At 44.8% G+C, this 22,892-nt stretch carries 20 protein-coding genes and 1 other annotated feature; of the genes, 7 read left to right on the top strand and 13 right to left on the bottom strand.

Features of this window, described 5'->3' with window-relative positions; all coding sequences use genetic code 11:
• Nucleotides 1–11 precede the first annotated feature (11 nt).
• The 4 genes from IEX62_RS10540 to IEX62_RS10525 form a co-directional block, all read right to left on the bottom strand.
• Entirely contained in the window at nt 12–1,211 is a 1,200-nt protein-coding gene (locus tag IEX62_RS10540; protein WP_188775466.1) for an acetate/propionate family kinase, read from the bottom strand.
• Nucleotides 1,208–2,080 carry a 3-hydroxyacyl-CoA dehydrogenase family protein gene (locus tag IEX62_RS10535; RefSeq protein ID WP_188775465.1) on the bottom strand — a complete coding sequence of 291 codons (873 nt, stop codon included), beginning with the start codon at nt 2,078–2,080 and terminating at the stop codon, nt 1,208–1,210. Before IEX62_RS10535 ends, IEX62_RS10540 begins: the two co-directional genes overlap by 4 nt.
• A 268-nt stretch (nt 2,081–2,348) precedes the next feature.
• Nucleotides 2,349–3,851 carry an AAA family ATPase gene (locus tag IEX62_RS10530; RefSeq protein WP_188775464.1) on the bottom strand — a complete coding sequence of 501 codons (1,503 nt, stop codon included), beginning with the start codon at nt 3,849–3,851 and terminating at the stop codon, nt 2,349–2,351.
• Nucleotides 3,851–4,378 carry a hypothetical protein gene (locus tag IEX62_RS10525; protein WP_188775463.1) on the bottom strand — a complete coding sequence of 176 codons (528 nt, stop codon included), beginning with the start codon at nt 4,376–4,378 and terminating at the stop codon, nt 3,851–3,853. The genes IEX62_RS10530 and IEX62_RS10525 overlap by 1 nt, the downstream gene beginning before the upstream one ends.
• A 619-nt stretch (nt 4,379–4,997) precedes the next feature.
• Between IEX62_RS10525 and IEX62_RS10520 the strand changes: the two genes are divergently transcribed.
• On the top strand, nt 4,998–5,990 hold the full coding sequence (locus IEX62_RS10520; RefSeq protein ID WP_229685714.1) for a substrate-binding domain-containing protein: 993 nt from the start codon (nt 4,998–5,000) through the stop codon (nt 5,988–5,990).
• Between the two features lie 36 nt (nt 5,991–6,026).
• Nucleotides 6,027–7,718 carry a methyl-accepting chemotaxis protein gene (locus IEX62_RS10515; RefSeq protein ID WP_188775462.1) on the top strand — a complete coding sequence of 564 codons (1,692 nt, stop codon included), beginning with the start codon at nt 6,027–6,029 and terminating at the stop codon, nt 7,716–7,718.
• A 259-nt stretch (nt 7,719–7,977) separates the two neighbouring features.
• Here the strand turns inward: IEX62_RS10515 and IEX62_RS10510 are convergent, their stop codons facing one another.
• The 4 genes from IEX62_RS10510 to IEX62_RS10495 form a co-directional block, all read right to left on the bottom strand.
• A complete protein-coding gene (locus tag IEX62_RS10510) occupies nt 7,978–8,271 on the bottom strand; it encodes a hypothetical protein (RefSeq protein ID WP_188775461.1) in 294 nt (97 codons plus the stop codon).
• Between the two features lie 15 nt (nt 8,272–8,286).
• Complete coding sequence (locus IEX62_RS10505) at nt 8,287–8,748, bottom strand: hypothetical protein (protein ID WP_188775460.1); 462 nt, start codon at nt 8,746–8,748, stop codon at nt 8,287–8,289.
• 126 nt (nt 8,749–8,874) lie between these two features.
• Entirely contained in the window at nt 8,875–9,291 is a 417-nt protein-coding gene (locus tag IEX62_RS10500; RefSeq protein WP_188775459.1) for a hypothetical protein, read from the bottom strand.
• Nucleotides 9,292–9,340: 49 nt separating this feature from the next.
• Entirely contained in the window at nt 9,341–9,757 is a 417-nt protein-coding gene (locus IEX62_RS10495) for a hypothetical protein (protein ID WP_188775458.1), read from the bottom strand.
• Nucleotides 9,758–9,886: 129 nt separating this feature from the next.
• Nucleotides 9,887–10,118, top strand: a binding site (T-box leader).
• A gap of 278 nt (nt 10,119–10,396) precedes the next feature.
• On the opposite strand from IEX62_RS10495, the gene IEX62_RS10490 reads away from it, so the two are divergent.
• Nucleotides 10,397–11,947 carry a 2-isopropylmalate synthase gene (locus tag IEX62_RS10490; RefSeq protein WP_188775457.1) on the top strand — a complete coding sequence of 517 codons (1,551 nt, stop codon included), beginning with the start codon at nt 10,397–10,399 and terminating at the stop codon, nt 11,945–11,947.
• 497 nt (nt 11,948–12,444) lie between these two features.
• Here the strand turns inward: IEX62_RS10490 and IEX62_RS10485 are convergent, their stop codons facing one another.
• Genes IEX62_RS10485 through dinG form a run of 4 tightly spaced genes read right to left on the bottom strand, consistent with a single transcriptional unit; the run spans nt 12,445 to nt 17,847 of the window.
• On the bottom strand, nt 12,445–12,978 hold the full coding sequence (locus tag IEX62_RS10485; protein WP_188775456.1) for a cell wall elongation regulator TseB-like domain-containing protein: 534 nt from the start codon (nt 12,976–12,978) through the stop codon (nt 12,445–12,447).
• A 30-nt stretch (nt 12,979–13,008) separates the two neighbouring features.
• Complete coding sequence (locus tag IEX62_RS10480; RefSeq protein ID WP_188775455.1) at nt 13,009–14,316, bottom strand: amidohydrolase; 1,308 nt, start codon at nt 14,314–14,316, stop codon at nt 13,009–13,011.
• Nucleotides 14,297–14,956, bottom strand: coding sequence for a redox-sensing transcriptional repressor Rex (locus IEX62_RS10475; RefSeq protein WP_188775454.1), 660 nt, complete (start codon nt 14,954–14,956; stop codon nt 14,297–14,299). The genes IEX62_RS10480 and IEX62_RS10475 overlap by 20 nt, the downstream gene beginning before the upstream one ends.
• Nucleotides 14,953–17,847 carry an ATP-dependent DNA helicase DinG gene (gene dinG, locus IEX62_RS10470; RefSeq protein WP_188775453.1) on the bottom strand — a complete coding sequence of 965 codons (2,895 nt, stop codon included), beginning with the start codon at nt 17,845–17,847 and terminating at the stop codon, nt 14,953–14,955. Before dinG ends, IEX62_RS10475 begins: the two co-directional genes overlap by 4 nt.
• A gap of 375 nt (nt 17,848–18,222) precedes the next feature.
• On the opposite strand from dinG, the gene IEX62_RS10465 reads away from it, so the two are divergent.
• From IEX62_RS10465 to IEX62_RS10450, 4 genes are all read left to right on the top strand, one after another.
• The gene (locus tag IEX62_RS10465) at nt 18,223–19,944 is read left to right on the top strand and encodes a methyl-accepting chemotaxis protein (protein ID WP_188775452.1); all 1,722 of its coding nucleotides are present in this window, start codon (nt 18,223–18,225) and stop codon (nt 19,942–19,944) included.
• Nucleotides 19,945–20,106: 162 nt separating this feature from the next.
• Complete coding sequence (locus tag IEX62_RS10460; protein WP_188775451.1) at nt 20,107–20,643, top strand: hypothetical protein; 537 nt, start codon at nt 20,107–20,109, stop codon at nt 20,641–20,643.
• Between the two features lie 89 nt (nt 20,644–20,732).
• Nucleotides 20,733–21,398 carry an ATP-binding cassette domain-containing protein gene (locus IEX62_RS10455; RefSeq protein WP_188775450.1) on the top strand — a complete coding sequence of 222 codons (666 nt, stop codon included), beginning with the start codon at nt 20,733–20,735 and terminating at the stop codon, nt 21,396–21,398.
• Complete coding sequence (locus IEX62_RS10450; RefSeq protein ID WP_188775449.1) at nt 21,370–22,314, top strand: ABC-2 transporter permease; 945 nt, start codon at nt 21,370–21,372, stop codon at nt 22,312–22,314. Before IEX62_RS10455 ends, IEX62_RS10450 begins: the two co-directional genes overlap by 29 nt.
• A 96-nt stretch (nt 22,315–22,410) precedes the next feature.
• Here IEX62_RS10450 and panD read toward each other — a convergent pair whose 3' ends face one another.
• Complete coding sequence (panD, locus tag IEX62_RS10445) at nt 22,411–22,794, bottom strand: aspartate 1-decarboxylase (protein WP_188775448.1); 384 nt, start codon at nt 22,792–22,794, stop codon at nt 22,411–22,413.
• Nucleotides 22,795–22,892 lie beyond the last annotated feature (98 nt).

The following is a 22,892-nucleotide window of genomic DNA, read 5'->3' as shown; positions in this document are numbered from 1 at the left end:
TGCTGCCGTTCTTACTTGTTGATGAGCTTGTAGGTGTCACGAGCGATCACCAATTCTTCGTTGGTAGGAACGACGAGCACTTCAACTTTGGAATTTGGTGTGGAAATGCGACGTGCATCGCCGGAACGAATTTTGTTCAGTTCCTCATCAATCTCCACGCCGAGATAGCTCAGGTTTTCGCATACTGCTTTACGAACGATAGCGGAGTTTTCACCCACACCAGCTGTAAATACAAGCACGTCTACACCGTTCATCGCTGCTGCGTATGAACCGATATATTTACGCAAACGATATTCGTACATTTCGAATGCCAGTTTTGCATGGGAATCGCCTTTTTCCAGACCGTCGGTAATTTCGCGCATATCGCTACTAATACCGGAGATCGCGAGCAGACCACTATGCTTGTTCAGCATGGAGTTCACTTCACTTACAGTCAGCTCTTCCTTGTTCATTACGTAAGGCACGATTGCTGGATCAAGATCACCACTACGTGTACCCATCATCAGACCTTCCAGTGGTGTCATACCCATCGATGTATCGACAGACACCCCGTCCTGAATCGCAGTCAGACTGCCGCCATTACCGATATGCGCTGTAATGATCTTCAGGTCTTCGATTGGCTTACCGAGGAATTCAGCAGCAGCCTGGCTCACATAATAATGAGACGTGCCGTGGAAACCGTAACGACGTACTTTGTACTTGTTGTACAGTACGCGTGGAATAGCATACAGATAAGAACGCTCTGGCATCGTCTGGTGGAACGCTGTATCAAATACAACGACCTGCGGTACGCCTGGCATATTGATCTCAGATGCAGTAATACCCATGATAGCAGCTGGATTGTGCAGTGGTGCCAGATCGATCAGCGCACGGATATCCTTTTTCGCTTGCTCATCCACAATAGCGGATTCTTTAAAGAACTCGCCGCCGTGTACGACGCGGTGACCAACAGCATTGATCTCGCTAACGCTGGATACAACGCCATGTACGCTATCTGTCAGCTTGTCGATAACTTTGCGAATCGCTGTGTTGTGCTCCAGAATTTCGCTAACCTCGGTGACTTCGTCTTTACCTGTTGGCTTGTGTGTCAAAATGGAAGAATCCATTCCGATCCGTTCGACTAAGCCTTTTGCTAGTACGGATTCGTCGGTCATATCATAGAGCTGATACTTCAGCGAGGAACTACCTGAGTTAATTACGAGAACTTTCATATCCGGTCACCATCCTTGTCATACTTGAAGAAGCCTTCGCCCGTTTTTACGCCGAGACTGCCTGCACGAACCATCTTTTTCAAAATGATAGCCGGGCGGTATTTCAGCTCGCCATATTCACGGAACATACGCTCCAGCGCTGCATTTACCGAGTCCAGACCGAAACGGTCTGCCATTTCCAGTGGTCCATATTGGAACTGGTAGCCGACACGCATCGCGTCATCGATATCCTCTGCGGAAGCTACGCCTTCTTCAAGCACATGCAGTGCCTCATTGATCAGCAGGCAGATGATGCGGCTTGTTACGAAGCCTGGGGATTCGTAGACCGTAATCCCTCTTTTTTCAACCGTTTCTTCTACGAATTGCTTCGTTTGCTCAAACGTATCGTCTGATGTACGCAGACCACGAATGATCTCCACCAGATCGATTTTGGATACCGGATAAATGAAGTGCAAGCCGATCACACGCTCCGGGTACTTGGTTGAGCTGGCCAACTCCGTCAAGCTGAGTGTGGATGTGTTACTTGCCAGAATAACTTTACTGGAGCACACTTGATCCAGCTGCGCGAATACTTCTTTTTTCGCTTCGGAATCTTCACTGATCGTCTCGATCACGAGTTCACAGGAGCCGAGTTCAGCAAAATGAGTAACCTTCTGGATTTTACCGAGAATGAGCTTTTTCTCTGCTTGAGTCAGTGCCCATTTTTCCATTTGCTTGTCCAGACTGGTTTCAATCATATCCCAAGCATTATCTAGCTTCTCAGGCGTTTTCTCTACGAGCAATACCTCAATGCCTTTTTTGGCGAGCATCTCTGCGATACCTTGACCCATCGTACCGCCGCCGATTACGCCGACTCTTTTGAAATTCATGCTTTCTACTCCACCCTTCCAATGTTCTGGTATGGCATGCACGTGACTTGCTACAGCCGTATACCATGCTGCCCTTACATCTTCATTAATTCTTCTCAAGCTGTATTAAAGCAAAACCGGCTCGAACAAACGTCATTTTGCAATGAAGGCACGAGCGCCGGGTGCGCGAAAACAACGAATGAATAATGCCGGGCTTCTATATAATCTCCAACATCTAATAATACCGTAGCACAACCAAAAAGTAAAAAAAAAGTACCGGCTTTGTGAATTAAGCCGGTACATTTGAACTTTTCTTGAACTGTTCGCGGAATTGCTCACCAGACAACACTTCTTCACGTAATAAAATATCCAGTGAATAGTCAAAAATGGAGCGACGTTCCTCCAGCAGCTTGCGTGTACGCTCGCCCAGCTCCTCCAAAATCGCATTGCTTTCTTTCATCAGCAATTCCTTTGGAACCATATTTACCGTAACGATACCGAGTCCAGTCAAGCCAGCCTCGACCATATTTTGCACGATATTCAATGCCTGATCAAAGTCACCGCGTGAGCCGGTACTGCGACCCTCATAATACATTTCCTCTGCTACCGAGCCTGCCAGCGCAATCATAAGCTGCTGTTCTAAAAATGGCTTCGTATACAGGTATTGCTCCTGCTGCGGATTATGACGTACATAACCAAGCGCCTGACCACGTGGACTGAGTGCTACCTGCCCTACACTACCAGGGCGTACCACCTCTGCCATAATCGCATGTCCCAGCTCGTGAATCGCCACGCGCTTTTTCTCTTCGGCGCTGGATTCGCGGTCGGTCTTCTCGCCCATCATGACTTTATCAATCGCCATCGACATATGACGCTGCGAGATCGTTTCTTCATTTTGACGCATCGCATAGATCGCTGCTTCGTTCATCACACTCTCCAACTGTGCACCGGAGAAGCCGTATGCTTCCTCAGCCAGCTTATCGAGATTCGCATCCTCGGCAATCGGCTTGTTCGCTGCATGTAGCTCCAGAATATGCTTACGACCCTTTTTGTCGGGCAGATCAACCTGAATATGACGGTCAAAGCGACCTGGACGCAGGAGCGCGCTATCAAGCATTTCTTTACGGTTGGTTGCCGCCATAATCAGAATACGCGGCGCTTCATTGCTATAAATACCATCCATCTCGGTAAGCAGCTGGTTAAGCGTCTGATCGTACTCACGCTGCTGTCCACCTTCACGCTTACCACCGATTACGTCAATTTCATCGATAAAGATAATCGCACTTTGTTTATTTTCCCGAGCGGCACGGGTACGCGCATCTTTGAACAAATCACGGATACGACCTGCACCGACACCAACATACATCTCTACAAACTCACTACCCGATGCACTAACAAATACAGAATTCGTATAATGTGCAGCAGCCTTCGCCATGAGCGTTTTCCCTGTTCCCGGAGGGCCGGTCAGCAAAATACCTTTCAGTGGGCGAATACCGAATTTGTTAATTTCATCATGACGAACGAGAAAGTCCAACGCTTCACGTAGCTCACGCTTCGCGTTTTCCTGACCGCCAATTTGTTCAAAGGTTAGCTTGGTTGGCCCGTTCTTTTTACGATTACGCTCCTGACTTGCTCCAACGGCAAGCCCACCACGCATCTGCATAAATAACAGCAACCCACCGACGATCGCACCAATCAATACGAGTGGTACGATATTATATCCGATAAAAGCTAGAAAAATCAGGAGCACAGGGACGAATCCGACAGCAATCTCTTTGGTCCATTTTGGCATTAGGCATTCCCTCCTGTAGCTTGAGCACTCAGCGGCAAAATAAGAAATTTGCTCGCTTTTCCATTACTAATTGACACGTAGACGTTGCGGTCATCCATCTGTGCTTTGGCAGTTATACCGCTATTTTTGCCAGCAATTTGCTGCATCGTTTTCGGGATGTCCGTATATTGGCGATTCGCCATGGCCTGGGAAACAGGAAACATCGCATTTTCCCAGATATTATTTAATTGTTGATCAGAATGATCTTCAACTTCTAATTTTACTTTACGAGCGCCTACAATCGGCATGCTCTGCTTGTTGAATTGCTCCATAATCGAACCCAAATCTGCATTTGATTTTAAATCGAGTTTCAAATCAACCTCTTTTTGGTTAATGGATATCTGAGCAGAATTGACACCAGGGTACGCAGTCACCATATTCATCAGCGGCTTATACAAAGTAAGCTGACGATAAGCGAAAAATCCCCCAAACAATACTGCAACCGACACTAAGGCAGTAATGATAACAGGCAAAGCCCGGAGCTTCATAAACGTCCTCCTTCAAATTTATGCATTCAACATGATGTGTGAGTAAAAGGCCATACATTTATTTCGGCTGGTAAGAACTTTTCGATAAGCAAAAAGCGACAGGTTTTTTTGTGTTTTTCAAATTTTTTTATTACCATTTACAAGTAATTCTAGTATAACACAGGATATTTGCGGATTCTAAGGCAACTCTATGAACGTTGAGCATTTTGATCATTCTGTATACATAGCATCCGATTCCCTCTTCATTGTAGTACGCATAATGAGGGGAATCGGATTTTTTGTCGTTATTTTGTCGGTTTATGAAGAACAGCTATAAACTAAATGCAGAATTGAGTCGATAAATGTATTCATTAAAGTGGTTCGAGCTATGCTCAACAGCTTATCTCAGCCGATTAGCACGGTAAGGAACAGTCGCTTCACCTATTCATACTTGCAGGCTCTAATTATTTGCATACTATAGTAACGCTTTTGTTCCTGATCATGCAAGTTTACGTTAGACTATACGCCTTGAGAGCACATCATCAACACCGATTTGCAAGTAGATACAACCGTATTGTTAATCGCTGCATCGTGAACAGATTTAATGTAAGCGCTTTATTAATTGGATGGAGGATATCCTATGACAAAAAAACGTTTGGTCCCTATGCTTATCGCCAGTCTGCTTGTCCTGTTATTGAGCGCTTGTACCGCCGCGCCAGCAAGCGATCCCTCCACTGCACCCGCTGCTACAGACACAGCGGCGACGACAACTGGAGCTGGCAGTGAAATCGGTGTTTCTATTTTCGATATGAGTGATAAATTCGTCAGCTATATCACACAGGGGATGAAAGTAGCTGCAACCAAAAACAATATCAAGGCTACCTATGTCGATGCTGCCAATAATAGCAGCCAGCAGGTTCAACAGGTTGCCGCGATGATCAAAAGTGGTGTACGTGCGATTGTGCTTATTCCAACGGATGAAGCCAGCGCTACCAGCTCCATCGAGCTGGCGAACAAGGCGAATATCCCGATCGTGGTTGTGAATCGCTATTATCCATCTGTAGATAATGCGACTGCTTATGTAGGCTCTGACTCCTTGACCGCAGGCACGATGCAAATGCAAGAAGTTGCCAAGCTGCTCAAGGGCAAAGGTAATGTAGCGATTATGAATGGTGAGATGGGCACCGAAGCCCAAGCTAAACGAACTGAAGGTAATAAGCAGGTCATTAGTAAAAACCCGGGCATCAAGGTTGTACTGGAAGATACAGCGAACTATGATCGCGCACAGGGAATGGCATTAATGGGCAAATGGCTCGCCTCCGGCACTCCAATCCAGGCAGTCGTGTCTAACAATGATGAGATGATCATCGGTGCCATTCTAGCTGCTCAGCTTGAAAACAAAGACAAGGACATTATTTTTGCCGGTGTCGATGCCACGATGGATGCACTCGAATTCATGAAGGCTGGACGTTTACAGGTAACGGTATTCCAAAATGCACCAGAGCAAGGTGCAGCTGCCATCAAGGCTGCTTCTGACGCTGCCGCTGGAAAAACAGTTGAAAAGCAGATCATGGTGCCTTACGAACTCGTTACAAAGGATAATGTGGAGAAATACATTGCGAAGTGGCAATAAACGACAATATTGATTTTAGCCAAAGGAGCCTTGCTCATGAAATGGACGATTTTACAAAAGCTACTTGCCTCTTTCCTTCTGATTGCCTTGATTGCAGGTGGAGCTGGTGTGATTTATATTCACTCGTTAGATAAAATTCACGATTCGACGGATCATATTTTCGATCAATATGCTGTCCTCAAGTCAGAAGCGGACAATCTTAAATTTTATGCAACCGTTCAAAATAGTAATATGTTAACGTACATGCTGAGCCGGGATTCCTATTACGGCTCCGAGCTGCTAGCCGCCAATCAGCAAACGTCCAACCTGCTGAACAGCATGAGATCCAAAGTGACGGATACGAAAAGCTTACAGCAGATCGACTATCTGCTCAAAATGAATGATTACTACAAATCCGGCTCCGAGCGCCTGATTCAAATGACACCTGCTGAAGTAAGCAACGCTTATCTGGATATCAAAACAAGCCTGATCCCGATGGGTGGCGTGCTGGTCAAATTCGCTCAGCAATTCTCTGATGAACAGGATACATTGATGACAGCTGCACGCGAGCAAACAGAGCAAACCATTATCACTACGCGTCTGACTGCAATTATCGTTACCGTACTCAATCTAGTGCTTGCCATTCTGATTGGCGCGCTCGTCTCTCGAATCATTTCCAAGCCACTGCGTGTACTTTCCAGCAATGCGAAGCAAATTGCTAATGGCGAGCTGAATATCGCAGACGTACAGGTGAAGCAGCGTGATGAGATCGGTCAGCTCGCAGAATCGTTTAACCTGATGAAAAATAATCTGCGTGAGCTGGTACAGGAAATTAACGGAAATACAGATCAGGTCATTACGATCTCACGCGAGGTTGCTAGCGGCACCTCCGAAACGAGCAAAGCCGCCGAGCATGTAGCTGGAATTATGTATGAGCTATCCAGCAATACTGGCGGGCAGGTCTCTACTGTCGAAAATGGGCTCAAGTCGATCTATGACATCAGCTCGAATATCCATCAGATCGATGAAAACAGCCAGCAGGCGCGAGATATCGCGATTCAGGCACAGACCGAATCGCTCAAGGGAGAACAGGAAATCCAGCGCGTTACCGTGCAGATGCAAGCGATCCAGACGCGTATGGGACAGATTGAGCAGGTTATTCGCTCACTTGGCAAACGTTCTGAGGAAATCGAGGAAATCAATAATGCGATCTCCTCCATCGCTACACAAACGAATCTGCTATCCCTGAATGCTGCTATTGAGGCAGCGCGTGCAGGCGAGCACGGACGCGGCTTTGCCGTAGTTACGTCCGAGATTCGCAAGCTGTCCAATGAAACGAATGAATCAGCTGTCCGCATCCGCAACCTAGTTCAGGCGATTCAATCCGAAACAGGCAAAGCCGGACAATCTGTACATGATATGGTCGAAGAAGTCCACCAGGGTACAGCGGCAGCAGGCTCTGTAAATGAGCTGTTCCATACGATCAAGCAATTGACGGATCGCACTACGCAACAGATCGGCAGTGTAACTGATGAGCTCCAGCATTTGAATGGCAACTCCGGTAAAGTTGTACAATCGATGGAGTATATTTCAACAACGACAGGAAATATTGCTTCCGGTACCGAAAGTGTGAGTGCGGCTGCTGAGGAACAACTGGCATTTCTGGAGCAAAGCGCTGCGCATACCGCTACTTTGCATCATATGGCAGAGGAATTGCAGCAGGCAGTGGCGCGGTTTAAGCTGGATTGATCGAGGCTTTGAATATGTAGAAGAAGTGTGAATAAGGCTTCTTTTGAAAAGTTTAATGTAAGTGAAAGGCAGTCGCAGGGTGGGTTATTGCGAATGACTTTATAAGCAACTGTCTATGATGTAAAGTGAGCTGGTTATCGGAATAGATAATATTGGCTATCAGACAAGCTGAATTGCGGTAAGTTAGTGATTCATTAGGATGATCCTAGAAGCTAAGCCCCGTCTCTATGCTGGAGACGGGGCTTTTTGCTATGTAATCTCACTTCATTTTTATCAGCAAATCACCCGGATTCATTCTGACCGTTCCATCCTTATATTCAGCCCATAGCGATCGATCATCAGACTCATTATCGTTTATAATGCGATATTCCGAATAGCCTGTTGCTTCGTCTTCAATTTGCTCGATAGAGTCTACTTTGGAGGACACATCATTTTCTACCAAATACATCGCTATTTGCTTTAATACAATTAACTTATGAATCTCCTCAGACGAGGCTTCAGTTAAGTGAATTTGTTTTATTTTTTCATTAATCGCGTTAATTATATCCAGCATACGTCACCCTTCCATCTACATGGTTAATTTGTCATTTCGATTCGCTTTGTACTTCCTTCGTACTTCATTCCACCAGGGCTTTGAAGTGTCTGAAGTCGAAAGTATGGTGGCTCCTCTTTTATCTAATAAATCTAAAATCAGCCTTTCCGACTTCTCCACAACATTATGTTCATTCCCCATACCTAGATCCAAAAATATATGTATAGAGTCAAACAAATGTGCAATTTTTTGATATTCTTCATCCGTTAGCTTTCCTTGATTTTGCGCTAGTTGCTTTAAATACTGATAAGTAATGTTAACGATATCACTGTATTTGGAGCAAGCTACACTTTTTAAAAAATCTGCTATGATTAGTTTCGTATCGGACTTGTCAGCAACTTTCAATGTATAGATAGCTGCTGCTATAGCTTCAATATCGTGCGGAAGACGATATTCTTTTTTTATTTTTTCGCGTATGCTTTGTTCCAGTCTGTTCATATTGCACCTCACCTATGTGAGCAGTGTCTTTCTTTTATATCATAGTAGCATTTAAACCGACATTTCTAAAAATAATTAAAAATTCAACAACGTTATTGTTGGTATGTCACTCCGATTTGTAGCAGGTCACCTCGTTCCACCTTGATAAAGATAGACAGGCTTCATTGCACCTCGCTCCCCATTTTCACAGAGACACATCGTACATTCACGATCAACAAAATACACAGCTGGGAATAAGCCATCCTCTCGACCATTAAGATAATCTATAAACTGTGACAACATAGCTAAAAAAATAACCTCATCCTTCCCCTTACCTTCCACATACATATAACCAGAAATATCGTTGTCTGGCGCTATATGGTCAACCGTAATTGTACCTTGAGGAAAAGAATATTGATTCCATAACGACCCATGTGTAGTCATATCCTTTTTGAGGTAGGGCTTTCTAAAAGCATTTATAATATCTTTCCTGATTGATGTAGCATCATTTGGCTCCACAGGGTCACCGAAATAACTTATAAATACAGACATTTGTGCGTTCATCTTTTCATCTCAGCGATCGTAAAATACATACCGATCTGCTCCTTTCTTCTCAACGTTGTCCTTCTTTTGCCGCAAACCATTCAAAAATAGGATCCTCCTGAGTCGCTACTATATAGCTAGGCTGACCACCATCAGTGACAGGCACGATCATTAAAGGAACAATCAGATCATGCCTCTGTATAGGCTCACTTAGAAAAAACAATAGATCATCCTTTTTCGCTTCAACGACATTCCCTGTAAAAAAAATCTGCTTTCCTTTTCGCCTCGGTTCATTATTCATAACCAAATAAGAATCCTCCACCAAAATCTCTTCTAAATCAGCAAACTCCAGCATACCTTTAAAGCTATATTCACTCTTTAAACGAAAACAATTCAAAAATACATTAATTGCTTCCTTTTGCCCCAATACTTGTACCTTCTTCAAACTCGCAAAATCATATTCCATATATCCATGAGAGTCCGCCATTTGTATAACCTAACCTCCTTTCCACCATTTCATTCAAGAAATATAATTTGTATTTTTAAAATAAAACACTTGCTTTCTCATAAAATATTATGCTACATTATGTAACAAATTTACACAGCTGGAACATAATCAAATGCAATGAGTAGAAGAAGTACGAATGAGGATTCTTTCAGAGAGCCGCTGGTTGGTGAGAAGCGGTAGTGGAATCATTCCGAACTGGTCTATGAGCAGCCGCCTGATATGTAGGGTGAGCCGGGTTCCCCCGTTACAGGGATAGATGGTGTTCGCCATCGAATGAGCTGAATCGCTGCAAGCTGGCGATTAACTAGAGTGGTACCGCGGGTTATGCCCCGTCTCTATTATGGAGACGGGGCTTTTTGCTGTCCATATTCCGGATGTGGATAGGCTCGCTTGATATACATGGGTAGCATGACTACCTTACATCGAGATTGAACCCACATATAAAAGCACATAACGAAGTAACAGCGTACCGCATTGGATTCGGGCCCGATTCCTGCGTAAGACTTATTTTTGATGTCCCTTTCCCCTGCTTACCCTGCAAGCGATGGCTGACGAGCCAGTGCAAGCAGATCGCAAGCAGGCGATCATCATTCAATCTAAATCTGGGAGGAATATGAGATGAATCGAAATATTATTGTATTGGATACAACGTTGCGCGATGGTGAACAGGTACCTGGAGCACGAATGAATTTGCAGCAGAAGCTGACTTTTGCCAAGCAGCTGGAGCGTTTGCAGGTGGATATGATCGAAGCGGGCTTCCCTGCTTCCTCGCGTGGTGACTTTGAAGCGGTTCAGCAAATTGCTCGCACCGCAGGTCAGAAGATGTCGATCACCGCGCTGGCGCGTGCGGTCAAAGCTGATATTGATGCCGTATATGAGAGTATTCGCGATGCTCATCAGCCGTTCATCCATATTGTACTGGGAACCTCTAACGTCCATGTCGAGAAAAAGTTCAATCGTTCGCGTGATGCCGTTATGCAAATGGGTGTGGATGCGGTTCGCTATGCACGTACGCTGATGCCGGATGTGCAATACTCCACAGAAGATGCATCACGCTCGGAATTTGAATATCTGTGGCAAACGATTGAAGCGGTTGTTCGTGCAGGGGCAACGATTATTAATGTACCCGATACAGTCGGCTATGCAGAGCCAGAGGAATTCGGCCATCTGATCGCCAGAATCAATGATCGTCTGAAAAATCTGGATGATCGAGTCATGCTGAGCGTCCATTGTCATAATGATCTGGGTCTGGCTACTGCCAATACGCTGAGTGCGATTCGTGCAGGGGCGCAAAAGGTGGAATGTACGATTAATGGACTTGGCGAGCGTGCCGGTAACACATCGCTGGAAGAAGTCGTGATGGCATTAAAAGTACGTGAGGAACGTTATCAGTGCAGCACGCGCATTCGCACAGAAGAAATTATGAATACGTCTCGCTTGTTGACGCATTTGACTGGTCTGGATGTACAGGTGAACAAGGCGATTACAGGCGAAAATGCCTTTGCCCACTCCTCCGGTATTCACCAGGACGGCTTGCTGAAGGATAAAAATGTGTACGAGATCATGTCGCCCGAGCAAGTCGGTGCAGGTGAAATGGAGCTGGTGTTGACCGCACGCTCAGGTCGTCACGCTTTTAAAAATGCAATGGCACGACTGGGCTATACTGCCAATGATCCCGAACAACTGGAAGTGTGGTTTGCGCGCTTCCTTGAGCTGGCTGACCGTAAAAAAGAAGTGTATGATCATGATCTGTTCTTTTTGCTGAATGATACTGAGGAGCAGGAGCAGATCACGTCTCCATTGTACGAGCTGGATCATTTTCAGGTAATTAGCGGTGGCTTGCAGCCAACTGCAACGGTACAACTGAAAAAAGGTGGTGTGCTGCATACCGGTAGCGCGATTGGTGATGGCCCGATCGATGCGTTGTATAGTGCAATTTTCTCGCTGACTGGCGTAAAAGCTACACTCAAGCATTACAAAATCAACAGCATTTCAAGCGGTCAGGAAGCGATTGGACGCGTTCATATTCAGCTTCAGCATGAAGGTCAGCTGTATACAGGCAGAGCGATGGATACGGATGTGATCAAGGCGAGTGGTCTGGCATTTTTGAACGGAATTAATGCGATCTTACTGGCTACTGCTGAATCGAGCGAGCCGGCAGGCGTTTAAGAAAGATCATTTATAGTGGTTATCATTCGTTTGCAAACTGTGTATAGTCTATGGAATTTTTAGTCCGGTTATAGCCTATAAGATTTTTAGATTTAGTTTGATTGGGTGCGTATATCAATTCGTAAGCCGGTGCATAAGTAAGCTTATAAAATGCCTCAATTAAAACAAGCCAACCTATTCAGCACGGATGAATATACGGATGACAGGTGGCTGATAGTAGCTGATACTTGTATATTTCCAGTACAATTTAAACTTATACCACTTCTATCTTTATCGCTAACTATGCCATATGAATGAATGTAAATATCTCCTTATATCTCTTTGCTTAACAAATAAAACAACCGACCAAAGAAACGATACTCGTCTCTCCAGTCGGTTGTTTTTTACTGTTTAACTTACTTGGTGCAGTACACTACAGTTTAGCAGCTGATAGATGAAGCTTATTGCCACCCTTTCGCTCAACCTTCACATACAACTTTAGATGTGTTTGATTGGTATTACGGCGTAAGTGTGTTCGGAAGCTGCATTGGGCCGCCTAGCTTCGTACCGTCACGGAAGTTATAAAATACATAATAGTAATGATCGCCTGACTTGGCAAATACCTGCCAGGCATATTTGCCGTTATACGAGCCAGGAATCGAGCGTACAACCTCAGCGCCGGGAAGATCCTTTTGCAATAGCTCTCCTGCCCGTTGCTCGGTGATTGTACCTGCTGTCTGCTCCGTATGCACCGCATTAATGCCTGTAGCTGGAGTTCCGTCGGTGTTGAACTTCACCCAGACCATTACATTTTGATTTTGCTCATTACTACCCTGAATGACCCAGTAAATGGAAGTATCGTTCCACACCGACTTGTAGCTATGTGTGACCGATGTCAACTTGGCATTTTGCTGGGCGATCTCAAGAGCAGTCTGCTCCTGGCTCCACGGCTTGGCCATGACATGAACGTAGAACTGATTCACGCCGAGCACGATCAGTCCGAGAATCGTGATAATGATCGCAATCCATTTGCCTGTTCCCAAATTTCGCAAGACACGCCATCCTTTCTAATCTGTTGCAAGTCAGCGTGTGAGCAAGCCTTCAAAGGCCGACTGCGCTTCACGACGGATTTTCTCCTCGTCCAGCGTCAGCGATACGCCATCCTTGATTACCTGTTTGCCATCTACCCATACATGCAGTACATCCTTGGCGCTTGCAGAGTACACAGTATGGGAAATAAAGTCTGTAAATGGCAGGAAATGTGGCTGATCGATATTCAGCGATGTGATATCGGCTTTCATACCCACTTCAAAGCTGCCTGTGTTATCGAGGAATACCGATTTGGCACCATACTCTGTACCCATACGTAGCGCCTCTGTTGCAGGTACGGCTGTTGGATCACCGGATACACCTTTATGAATCAGGGCAGCCAGACGCATTTCTTCGAACATATCCAGGTTGTTATTACTTGCCGGGCCATCCGTTCCGAGCGATACAACGATTCCTGCTTTCAGCAGATCCGGCACTCGTGCTACACCGCTTGCCAGCTTGAGGTTACTACCTGGATTGTGGGAAATGGTCGCTTTATGCTTAGCCAGCACTTCAATTTCCTCATCATTCAAATGAACCGCATGCGCAAGCAGCGTTGGACGTGTGAACACGCCCAGCTTTTCCAGATGAGCAACTGGACGCAGACCGTAGTCACGTACATTTTGCTCCACCTCAGCGATGGTTTCGGACATATGTGTATGCAGCGGCACATCCAGATCATGTGCTGCCTGTACAAAGCGTTCGATAAATTGTGGCGGGCACGTATACGGCGCATGTGGAGACATCATTGTCGTAATACGTCCATCTGCCTTACCATGCCAATCACGTACGAATTGAGTCGCCTGATTCAGCTTCTCGGTTTGCTCTTCCTCTGAGCACAGACCGATAACACCACGCATCAGTACAGCTCTCATACCGGATTGCTCAACAACCTCAGCGACACGCTCCGAACGATCATACATATCGAGGAATGTCGTTGTACCGCCTTTGAGCATTTCCAGTACAGACAGTGCTGTTCCGATGTATACATCGTCACTTGTGAATTTGGCTTCCATCGGCCACATTTTCTCTTGCAGCCATACCTGCAATGCCAGATCATCACCATAGCCGCGCAGCAGTGACATCGCTGCATGACCGTGACTGTTGACCAGACCTGGAATGAAGAATTGATGACGTCCATCGACAACGACTACATCCTCTTCTACCTGTGGCTCCTCTTCACCAATATACGTGATCAGATCGTCCTCGATCACCATATGACCATGCAGTACGGGCTTCGGTCCATTCAGAACGGCAAAAATACCATTTTTAATCATCCATTTACTCGGAGAGTTGTTCATTAACTTCTAATTCCTTTCCGTCTTCAAGATAGTAAGCCAGACTGAGCAAATCGGTTGTAAAATCTGCTGTATGCACACGCACATGCGGTGGTGTTCTCAAAATAATCGGTGCAAAATTCAAAATCGCTTCAATACCTGCCTCAACCAGCTGATCCGCCACATGCTGTGCTTCTGTATTCGGTACGGTAATGATACCGACACGGATACCTTTCGCCTGAATCGTCTCTGCCAGATCGCTCATCGGCTTGACGGTCAGTGTGTTGATCTTGGTGCCGACCTTCGGCTCATAGGAATCGAATACAGCGACAATTTTCATCGTCTCCTGTAAATAGGCATTGTAGTTCGATAAGGCATGACCCAGATTACCTGCTCCGATCAGCGCCACATTAATCTGCTGATCCAGCTTGAGAATATGACGAATCTTCTCGATCAGATACGATACATCATAACCGATACCTTTACGTCCAAAATCGCCAAAATAGGCAAGATCCTTGCGGATTTGCGCTGGATTCAGATCCAGCTTTTGCCCCAGCTCCTGAGAGGATACTGTCGGCACCTCACGGGCATGAAGCTCATTCAGATATCTTAGATAGACAGGTAATCTTCGCACGACGGCTTCAGATATTTTTTCGGATTTCATGCTTGCTCCCCCTCTTGATTTGCAGCTTCCGTCTCCTGTGGCCGGTCACTCAACCATTCGGCAATACGGGGAATCATTTGACGGGTGTACATATGCTCCATTTTGGGGCCTGGCAGAGAATACAGGAAGTGTCTGCCGTAATAGGCCTCAATTACCCGCGTATCATAAATAAGCACGATCCCTCGATCATTTGCCGTCCGGACAAGTCGCCCAAAGCCCTGTTTGAATCGGATAACTGCCTGTGGCACAGATAATTTCATGAATGGATTTTTCTTTTCCCTTTTGAGCCGTTCGCTTTTCGCTTCAACGAGCGGATGGTTCGGCGGCTGGAAAGGTAGCCTTACGATCGCAAGACAGGTCAATGCCTCACCTGGAATATCGACGCCTTCCCAGAAGCTACTCGTTCCGAGCAATACCGATGCCGGATGCTCCTGAAAGCGACGGGTCAGCTTCGTACGACTGCCGCCATCTACTCCCTGACCGAAAACTGCAATCTCGCTAGTAGATAACTTCTCCTTCAGCGGCTCATACACCTGCCTGAGCATCCGATAGGATGTAAATAGTACGAGCATTCGTCCGCGTGTCGCCTGTGCAGACTCTGCCAGTGACTCCACCAGCATCGATACAAAATGCTCATCGCCTACGCTCCCCTTCAAAGTTGGGAAGTCACGCGGAATGAGCACGAGCGATTGCTCGCGATAATTAAATGGCGATTCCAGCATGACCGTATTCAGCTTGCCCTGCTGCTCGGCTTCCTTGAGTCCTAGCTGCTCGATCATATACTGGAAGTTTTTATCGATCGATAATGTGGCTGAGGTCAGAATAATACTTTTCTTTTTATCGAAAAAGTGCTCCTTGAGCTGTTCACTCACATCTACCGGTACAGCATACATCTGTAGCGATTTGCTGCGATAGCTTGCATTCGCTTCATACCAGTATACCGTATCCGTGCTGTCCAGCTTCACAAAATGACGCAGATCGTCGCGCACACCGCCTAGATCCTTAAATAGACCTGTTACATCCGTCACCAGACCATCGGTATCCACAATATCGTCAGAATCCTTGATCTTACCCATAATATGCTCACCCTGACGAATAATCTGGCTAAGCGCGATATGAATACGATTCTCCAGCTCGGTAATCTGCGCCCATTCTTCCGGCTTTTTATCCGGTAGCAGTCGTAAGGTGAACTGAGCGGCTTCCCCTGGTCCAGCATCGCTGCGCTGCGGCAAAAGCGCAAACAGCAGCTCGTTCAGCTTGTCCCAGTCTTCTTTCACATCCGCCAGCTCAGGATACAGATTATCGATCGCAATCGCCCATTCCATCGCTCGTTCACTACCGGATGAGCCAAGCTGCTGACGCAATACAGCGAGCTGTCCATTTTTGCTATCCTTGAACAGACGCAGCAGTGGATGAACCAATGTGAAATATTTCATGTGCATCCCCAGATGCTTACCAGCCACATCTTCCAGATGATGGGCCTCGTCGATTACCAGTCGTTCATAGCCTGGCAGCAGCTGATGCCCTGCCTTAATATCGGTAAACAGCTTGGAATGATTCGTAATGACCACATCTGCTGCGCCCGCTTCATGCTTAGCACGATGATAATAGCACTGCTTGAACCATGGACACGCACGTCCCAGACAGGAGTCGGTATCACTTGCTACCGTTTCCCAGAAGTCGCCCCCACGGTTCCCCATGTTCAGCTCTTCATCATCACCGGTTTCCGTAGCGGTCAGCCAGACGATCATCTGTGCTGCAATGAGCACATCTTCTTTAGGACTCTGAAATTCCTTTGTATTTATTTTATGCTCAAATTTGCGCAGACACAAATAATGCTGTCTTCCTTTAAATACAGCCGCTCGAAAAGCGAACGGAATCACCTTTGTTAATAGTGGTACATCTCGCTCACGCAGCTGCTCCTGCAAATTGATCGTATGCGTGCTGAGCATCACGCGTTCATTCGTTTTGACACTATGATAAATGGAAGGTAATAAATAACCGAGCGATTTGCCGGTACCTGTTCCTGCTTCAATTAGCAAATGCTTCTCATCGGTCAACGCCTGAATGACCTCGTCAAACATATGATTTTGCGCGGTACGCTCCTCATAGTCTGGCAGCAGGTTACGCAAATTATCCTTCACCTGCTCGATAAATTGCTCAAATGATGTATCCTCAAGCGGCATAGTGCCGCGCTCATCCGCTGCGGACGGAATATCGATCCAATCGCCTACCTTCAGCGCCAGCTGACGATAAAAGCGATGACTGTCCAGATCCTGCGCAGGCTGTGCCTCACGCTGCATCCGTACCCCATCAAAATACCAGCCCAGATCGCTATCCTGATTATCAAATAGCTCGGATAGTCGCTGCACCGTAATTAAAGGCAATCCGTCCAGCTCTTCCAGACATTTTAAAAATACATGTGCTGTTGCCAGTGCATCGCTATCTGCCTGGTGTGGACGGTCATGCTGAAAACCAAGCGAGCTGCTCACCATACTGAGCTGGTAGCTTGGCAAATTCGGGAAGAAAATACGTAAAAAGTCCATCGTATCCAGCACTCTGCCCGTAAACGGCAAATAGCCGGTACGATCCAGCGCGCGTTGCAGAAAGCCGAGATCAAAGCCGACATTATGTCCGACCAGCACAGCATCCTCCAGCAGCGGAATCATGTCCAGCATCACATCATCAAGCTCAGGAGCATCCGCTACATCTGCATTGCTAATGCCTGTAAGTCCGGTAATGAATGTCGGAATCTTTCCGTTTGGCTTGACCATTGAGCTATATACTTCGCTCACCGTCATATCATGATCTATAATAGCAAGGCCCACCTGAATAATATCATCCGTAGCCTGGGTCCCTGTTGTTTCAAAATCCAGTACAGCAAATTTCATGGATGTCTAAATCCTTTCCCAGCAGCCCTTCTGCACTGATGTAAAATCGTCAACTATCAGCATACCAGAAGACAGCAGTTTTGAAAATCAACCATAATAAAAGGTGATACCGGGCGCGAATCGGCTCGCACAGTATCACCCTGCTTCGGCGTTATAATAATTGTAGTATACCTTAAATCGAACGGTTGTTCCAGTAGCTTTGTGTAAACCCCATGCGATATTCATCAAATTATGCGAAGCAATCAAGCAATGATTTACAGGCTTAGCCGTCTCGATTATAGTAAGTATAAATACCTATATGCATTGATTAATAAGAACTATACCACTCTACATAACACCCTAATCAAGCGCGTACATCATGAAGGGGATAATCTATTGAATAGTCTACTCGCAAGAATGATTTTATTTTTCTCCAGCCTGATTGTGATCGGAATTGCTATTGTTGGAATGACCGTGTATCAATCCTCTAATTCTCTTGTCATTCAATCGATCGGCAAGCAAGCCGAGCAGGTTGCCTTACGTGCCAGCGCGCTAATCGATCCGGTGCAGTATGCGGCGATTCCTGCCAGAGAAGGTGGCGAGACTTCCTATTATACAGAGCTACGGCAGCAGCTGAATAAGCTACGTGAGGATAATGGCTTTCGCTACATTTACACATTGAATCGGGTTCAGCAGGATGGCAAAGAACAATACGTCTATATTGTGGATGGCGCGCCGCAGGATGTGGCTGAAGATGATTTTTCCCCGCTGGGTACGGTTGAAGATACTGTTTATCCGGCAATGAAGCAGGTAATGGATACAGGCAAGCCTGCTGTTGGTGATCTGAGTCAGGATCAATATGGCGCGATCATTACTTCCTTTGTTCCTATTAAAAATGCAGATGGACAGACGATCGGTGTGCTCGGTGCTGATCTGGATGCGACAGATATTTACCAGCTGATGCAAAAGTCCAAGCAGATGACGATCATCGTCTCGATTATTATTTTGCTGGTGAGTATTGTGCTGGTGTACCTGCTAGCTCGTTATCTGATCCGTCCACTCAAGCGACTAATGCAAGACATCCATCGGGTTAATGAAGGCGATCTGACCATTCACATTAACAGTACGAGCAAGGATGAGATTGGGCAATTGTCCACAGCCTTTGGCAGACTCGTAACCGATACGAATCGCGTAATCGTAGGTATTCGAGATAGCGCGCAGGAGCTACAGCAGGCAGCGCTTGGACTTTCCGAGCAATCACAGACGACAGCAGCGACAAGTCGTACGATTGCTGGACATGTGAACGAAACAGCCGCCGATACGCAGACACAGGCAGCTCACGCGATCGAAATGCAGCATGGCATGAACGAAGTGAGCGCAGGCATGCAGCGCATTGCAGAAGCAGTAAGCATCGTCTCGGATCGTTCAGGCGATACGCTGGAACAGAGCGTACAAGGAAAACAGTCGATCGGACAGGCAGTAGCGCAGATGGAAGCGATCACGCAGTCTTCCGATCGTATGGCTGTAGCGACCGGACAGCTACAGCAGCATTCCGATCGAATTGAGGATATTTTACGACTTATTAATGATATTGCTGGACAGACTCACCTGCTTGCACTGAATGCTTCGATTGAAGCAGCTCGTGCGGGTGAGCATGGCCGCGGATTCTCCGTCGTCGCGGGCGAGGTGCAAAAACTGGCTGGACAATCGCAGTCCTCCGCGTCGGTCGTTGCGGAGATTGTAACTGCCATGCAGCGCGAGATTATCGAGCTACACTATCATATGGAGACGAATCGAACCGAGGCTCATACGGGTAAAGATGTCGTACAGCACGCCGGACAGTCATTTGAACGTATTCATGATCGTCTGAGCGAAGTCGCCACGCAGCTTCATCAGGTGTCCGAATCATCTGCCGAAATCTCGGCGATTTCTCAGCAAATGCTTGCCTCTGTGGATGAAATGGAAGGCATCACCCGCCAGTCGGCGCACCGCTTTGAGCAGGTGACCGAAGGCGCTGAGGAGCAGCAAGCCGCCATGGAGCATGTGAATAGCTCTGCCAATCATCTAGCGGAGTTGTCGGAACGCTTGAATGGGTTGATTGGGCGATTTAAGGTGTGACAATATCAATATATAAAACTTATGTCATATGATTCATATTGATTTCCATTACAATTTTAGTGCAATTCTACCATTTTTTTATATCTGATTGACTTACAATAGGAATTTAATTAGTGTTTAAAGGGCACTTAATAACTCAAATAAAGAAAAGAACATGAAGAAATGAACAAAATTCCAAAGATTGTTTTAGCTGCCTCCCTATTCTCTGCTATAGCTGTAATACCAACAATTTCTGCTGTAGCAGCAAATTCAAACGTCTCGACTATATCTCGTTCTGAATTAACACAAGAGCAGCAAAAAATTCTAGAAGCAGCTGACCAAGTAATAGTTTCAGAAAAAGTAAAATCTTCACCAATTACAACAAATGCTCTCACAGCAGCAGCGACAACTTCAAAGAGTGTGACTTTTAAAAGAGGAAGTTCTTTAGCTTGGTCAGAAGCTACAGTAGATTGGAGCTACAATGGTAACGCTGTTACAAATAGTTCAGCTCATCAAGATGCTGGATACATATTTCCTAATATTGTAAGAAAGAATGGAATTACTAAACAAACCTCATCTGCAAGTAGTTACCATATTTATCTTTCTAAAACTACAATCGGCGCCGGATCAGTTACACCTTGGGGTGATGTAACTGTCTATAATAACGATTATTCTGATTACATCAGAGTAAATAAAGATGGAACTTCGTCTCACTATTAATTTCTAAAGTATATAGCTAAAATATGAACAGGCGGCTATTGTACCTAGGTAGTCGTCTGTTTATTTTAAAGCAGCTGAGGTGATATCATTTGATCCAAACTATAAATCTTTGTAAAACTTATGGTAAACGAATCATTTTTGAAAATGTTAATTTAATTATTCCTAAACATCGTTTTACTTTTATTGCTGGTGCAAATGGAAGTGGTAAAACTACACTACTAAAATGTCTGATTGGATTAGAGCCTTATCAAGGGAAGATTTTATTTGATACTCAGACTGCACAAACATCTCCACCTAAAATTTATGCGATTTACGATCAAACTCCTCTTTATGATCACTTGACTGGTTTCCAAAACATTGAAATACTATATTTTGGGAATATATCACGAAAATACATTGAGAATAAAGCTGAAAGTATTATTGATCCTGAGCTTTTACAGGAGAAAGTAAAGCATTACTCATATGGACAACGTAAAAAGCTCAGCTTGTTAATTGCATTATTGTATGAGCCAGATTACTTATTTTTGGATGAAGTATCAAATGGTTTAGACTATGACTCATTACTTCAACTTAAAAAGATTTTAAAAGAGCAATTACAAGGCATTACTGTTATCGCAACAGGTCACCAGTTTGATTTTTATGATGATCTGGTAGATTCTGTGATTGTCATTGCCAATCAGACAGCTACCCAAATGGATCACATTAAAGAGAATGGAGATGATTTAGTTGAAATCTACCGTAACCATATGGGATAGCTTGAAAAAAGAATTCCTATATCAACGTTACAGTCACGTTCTCTGGATTACTTTGGTATCAGCCGTATTTTTATCATTGGTTAATATATATGGACTTATATCTAAAGCGATTAATGCTTATAATAACTATTTAAAGTCATATACTTTTTATAAAGAGCAAGGTGTTGATGTAGAGGCACTTCTCAAACTTCCTGGTTCAGCTCCCGGTAGCTCACTTGTTGATAACTCTGTAAGGTACTACTATGATCAATTATCTTCTACAATCTATATTTTGGATGGAGTTCATCTAATCACACCAACACTAGAATGGTTGTTATTTGCATTTTGTCCAATTATTTTCGGATTATACGGTTTGTATGTAGCTACTTACGATTACAAATATAAAACACTAAAATTAAAAATGCTACATGCAACTCCTAAACATATACTTACAGTTAAATTCATTGTAAGTTTGATTTGCATAATAGTAGTTATGGTTATAACTTTAATCATTTCTTGCTTGGCTGGTCTAGTTGCTAGTATATATTTGAGCAAAAAAGTTCCTGTTTACTCATTTCCTATCGTGGATACTTTTTCTATCGGCTCTCTTCCTTTACAACTTCTGTATGCTCTATTCTTATGCATAATATTTACAGCAATTGGATTTTTACTTGGGATTATTTTCAAAACAACCTTATTCCCAGCTATTCTAATTTTTGTTTACAACTTCTTTGTTCCATTACTTGGTAAGTATGATTTTAAAAATTTGATTGCAAGCGTTGCTCATTCTATCTTTTCATTCAAAGGAAAATTTGAACTAATCGTGCCAGTACCTATTCCTGTTACACAATCATTATTTATACTATTATTATTCTGTCTTTTATTAATTGCTGGATCATTCTTACTATTTAAAAGACAAAGCAAGTACACACATTAAAATAAATTATAAAGAGCATAAATGATATGTTATGAACATCTATTAACATGTTATTTATGCTCTTTTACTAATATAAACTAAATTATTTTGTTTACTTTACACAATCGTTGCGTGAACTTCCTTGTGTGCTTCCATAACGGCTTTGTTCGCATCGTCTACAAATACAACTGTTGGACGATGCTCCTTCGCTTCCGCATTATCGAGCACTGCGTAAGAAATAATGATCACATTATCGCCAGGCTGTACAAGGCGAGCCGCCGCTCCATTCAGGCAAATTACACCGCTACCGCGTGGACCTGTAATCACATACGTTTCCAGACGAGCGCCATTGTTGTTATTGACGATCTGAACCTTTTCATTTTCCAGTAGGTCTGCGGCGTCCATCAGATCCTCGTCGATGGTAATGCTGCCTACGTAGTTCAGGTTAGCTTCGGTTACCGTCGCGCGGTGAATTTTCGATTTCATCATCGTTCTAAACATGCAGGGCAACCCCTTTCTCAATATAGTATCTATTCGTTGTACTTTTTGTTCGTTTATGACTCATCTGTTATCCTGTATATTCACCCATACACTCAGCT

It is taken from the genome of Paenibacillus hunanensis, from assembly GCF_014645615.1.
Taxonomy (GTDB): domain Bacteria; phylum Bacillota; class Bacilli; order Paenibacillales; family Paenibacillaceae; genus Saccharibacillus; species Saccharibacillus hunanensis.
The sequence above is the reverse complement of the archived record's forward strand: the minus strand, read 5'-3'. Positions and strand labels throughout refer to the sequence as shown.